Annotated in this window: 1 protein-coding gene; it reads left to right on the forward strand. The window is 40.1% G+C overall.

Features of this window, described 5'->3' with window-relative positions; genetic code table 11:
* The coding region (locus ACH2CJ_RS14660) for a hypothetical protein (RefSeq protein WP_394993694.1) at positions 1-4,217 on the forward strand (4,217 nt) is incomplete at both ends.

Below are 4,217 nucleotides of genomic sequence, written 5' to 3' on the forward strand. Positions count from 1 at the left end.
GTTTATTTTAAGGCAAGTTTGGAAGTATTTGAGCCCAATGTTGCAAAAACAGTCGTGCAATATGTAATTAAAGTAGTTGATGCGGATAATGCCAATGCGGCATTGAGTAAGAATTATACTTACGTGATTGACTATTCTATTAAACGTTCGGTCAGGAACTTCTTCTATGTGAATAGCCTTGGAGCGGTTGACGAATTGGCAACTTACGGTAAAGGGAGCAAAGAGATTGAGTATTATAAAGATAGTGCAGAAGTTGCACTAACTGATTTGGGGATTGAAGCTCAGGAACAAGATTATAATATTGAGGCAAAAGAGTTTTATGAAGCGGCGACGGGTTTTAGGAGTAAGCGAGAGTTGGCTTACATGAAAGACTTCTTTTTGAGTAGTAATAAATTTGTAAAGAAGCTTGGTCAATGGTTGCCAATTATTCTTTCAACTAAACGGGTAAGGGAAGCCGAAGATGGTCGAAACTTGGCAGGATATAAGTTTGAATATTCGCTGGCATATAAGGATGATAGCCTGAGTGAAGATGACCTGAGTGATATAATTGGCTACCCCCTCCCGCCGCAAGGATTTTTGGGAGGGGGTAATGTTACTCTAAGCATAACAGAGCCTGCAGCAATAGTAATAGATGCGATGCCAACCATTGGTAGCAGTAACGCCGTAAGTAGTAATGGTGTGGCAGTAAGCTTAGCAGGCAAACAAAACATTATTGCAGTTGGTACTGAGCTACAATATATTAGAGGCGATGGCACTTTGGGGACATTGGGTAGCGAAGTTAGTGTATTGGGTGGCAGTGTGTTCGAGGATAAATGGGCTGTAAAAAATACTGCAGAAAACCTTGCTTTAGGTTATGGCAGTGGGAATATTGCAATTGGCAATTTTGAAAATGATAGCTTAACAAAAGTATTGGGGCGTTTTGGTTTAGAAAATGCAGCTAATTTCTTAGGTCAATTCTCAGTCGCAAACATTACAGATAATACTACTTATGTTTTGCCGAATAATCAAATTGCTGGAGTTATAAATATCAACGATTGGAATTATTTGTTGAATAAGCCTATTACTTTTAGCCCTTCGAGTCACTCACATATAATTTCGGAAGTTACCGATTTGCCTGCAACTTTAGAAACCTTCGTGACATTAGGTACAGGTCAAACAATTACAGGTGTTAAGTTATTTACAGGTGGTCGTACAGAGGTTAATCAATTATATTTAAGAGCGGTAACGACTCCGTCGTTAAAATATGCCGCAAGTGCTTACATTAACGCTTATGTTTTAGATACGAATGTTGCTCATATAAAAGTACAGAAAGACCCAACAAACTTCTATCCGCTAAATTTTGAAGCTAGTTCTTATAATTTCCTAAGAGGTAATATTAGTTACGTTGGACAATTAAAACCACAAGGGGTTTCGGGTTCAACAGGAAAAGTTTTGAGAACTGATGGCACAAATGATGCATGGGGCTTTGTCGATTGGTCTGAGTTGACAACTAAACCTGCTAATGTAACTGCTATTGCAGCTTTGACAGGTGGTGGATTTGCAAAACGCTTGACTGATGGGACTTGGCAATTAGACGCAACTCAATATGCAACACAGACTAATTTGGAGGCTAATTATCAACCAAAACTAACAGGGGAGGGATATGTAAAAATAGTTTCTGGTGCGACTACTTATGTGAATAAGGAATTTGTGGACTTGACCACGGCACAAAGTGCAATTGCAGGAGCTAAGAAGTTCACAACTTCGATAGAGGTTTTCAACGAAATTGATAGTAGCTATTTTAGAGTTCAAAATCACATTGTTGTAGGGGTTAATTTTGGAATAAAAATATCACACAATCAAAATTTAGTGTGGAACATTGCGAAAGCAGGTCAAGCAGGGTTTGTCGGGTACACTATGGGGGGTGTAGGCACATCTCCTTCTCATTTTGCTATTTTAAAAAATGGGCTTAGATTAGAAAAAGATTCTACCAATTCCACGGTGATGCCTACTGAATCATTGGATGTAATCGGTAATCAATATATCACAGGAGTTTTTAAACCATCAGGTTCTGCACCAAGTGCCACCAGACAAGTTTTAATGTCGAACGGTACTACTGCAATGCAATATTCAACCGTTGTAGTGTCTGACATTTCTGACTTTTCAGCAGGTTGGAATACAAATTGGGATGCGAAAATGGCATTATCTGCCCTAAATTTTGGAGCGACAGCACAAGTATTGACAGTGAAAAGTGCGACAAAATTTGAGCAAAATATTGAGTTTTCACCTACAATTATTGATAGAGGGCTTGTTTTTGGTAATGGCTATTTCAAAAATAATTCCGCTGGAAATGGCTTTGAGTATAAAAGTTCTACGGCTATTGGGTCGAGCTCCCCCGATTATCGTACTGGGAATTTTAGATTTGTTCAGTTGACCGCAAATAGAACGTGGGATTTGCCGAATTACGATGGCACTTTGACAACTTACGAGAAAATTAATAGTGAGTTTTGGAAATTGGGGAGCAACATAGATATGACTGCTGATGGCGTTTTTGATATTGTTTCAAAATATGATTTAGTAGGCGAAACTTCCGTTCAACGCCCACCTTTCAATTATTTGTGGAAAATTAACGGCACTACAAAAATGCAACTTACACCACAGGGGAACTTGGGCGTAGGTGGTATAACTCCAGAAGCCGTAATTCATGCCCACGCTAATGTGGTTGGAAGTGCCGAAGTGATTGCCTTGAAAGCCAGCAATAATGTAACGAGTGCATATTTTTCAATAGGTATTGATTCTACGAATAATCGTGCTAACCTTTATTCTGGTGGTGAAGTTTGGGCTACTACAATTTCAAAGTTTAAGTTTGGTGTGGCAGATGTTTCGGGATTATGGACGTATTCGGTCATCCCTCAAACAACTGCTGATGCTACAACTGGCAATCAGTTAGTTAGATTGTCGCAAGTTCAAACGCTTCTTTCTGGTGGCTTTGCCGTGAGTACAGCCTGTAAGTTAGTATTTATTGACAATCAGAGTCTTTCAGGTGCTAAAACACAGGGCGGATATACAACTGCTACTAATGACTATGCCTTATTTACTGGACAAAGCACTGCCGCCGAAAATGGTGTGCGAAAATATAATGGAAGCACGTGGGTAAGACCAACCGAAAATGATGCCGATGGAGAAATAAGAGGAAAAGGGCATTTGGTAACAGCAGGGACTTATGCAGCATCGCAATGGGTTAATACCAATGCTTCTTCAATAACGGTAGATACTACCGCAATAACTTATGTTCAATGGACGGCAAGCGAAACCGATCCGACAGTTCCTGCTTATACTAAAACCTTGCTTAGTGCTGCACAATTATTGACCGAAATAAAAACGGTTGATGGTGTAGCTTCGGGTTTAGATTCGCAGTATTTAGGTGGATATAATTATGACAATTACCCCCGAAAGTCTGAAAACGCTACGATTACTGGTAACTGGACACATAGCGGTACACTTACAATTGCAATTCCTTCGGCTTCAACTGATGCCGCTCGAAAAGATTATGTTGATGCTGGATTAGCGACAAAAGTAAGCATTAATGGCAATACTTACGGGGCTGCATTTAGCATTGGAACAGTTGATGGATACAATATTGCTTTGATTCGTGGGAGTGTGACTCAAGCGGTTTTGCGTAGCGATGGAATTGGTGATGTGAAGAAATTGGCAGTTGGTCGTGCAAGTGGATTTGGGAACACATCGTGGGAGGCTACGGCTGTTTTTGGCGGAAACGTGGTTATTGGGGGCAATAATTCGGGTATTCAGGCAAGCTATGATTTGAATATGGTAGCTCATACAACGCTGGACACAGCTAATAATGGCACTCGAAAAAGTAAAATAAAATTTGGATATTATTCGAGTTTTGAATATATCAATCGCTATAATCGTGGAATTGAATATAGTCGGGCGGATGGCTCAATCGTCATTGGGTCGTATTCCGATATTACCGATACTGCCACGACCGCACCTATCGAAGCTTCTTCGTTTTATTTTTCTTCAGATGGAAAAATGGCAATTGGACAGGCTGACTACGAATCAAAAAAACTTCTCGTAAATGGCAATGCCAGAATCAAGGGCGAACTTGATTTGACGGGACGATTGAGCCTAAACGGATCGTACGGAGTTGACCACAATTTTGTGAAATATAACGGCACAAGTGTAGTTTGGGCGGCATTGAACACTGGTGAACTTTC

Origin of the sequence: Emticicia sp., from assembly GCF_043780375.1 — a bacterium.
In the GTDB taxonomy this organism is placed as follows: Bacteria; Bacteroidota; Bacteroidia; order Cytophagales; family Spirosomataceae; genus Emticicia.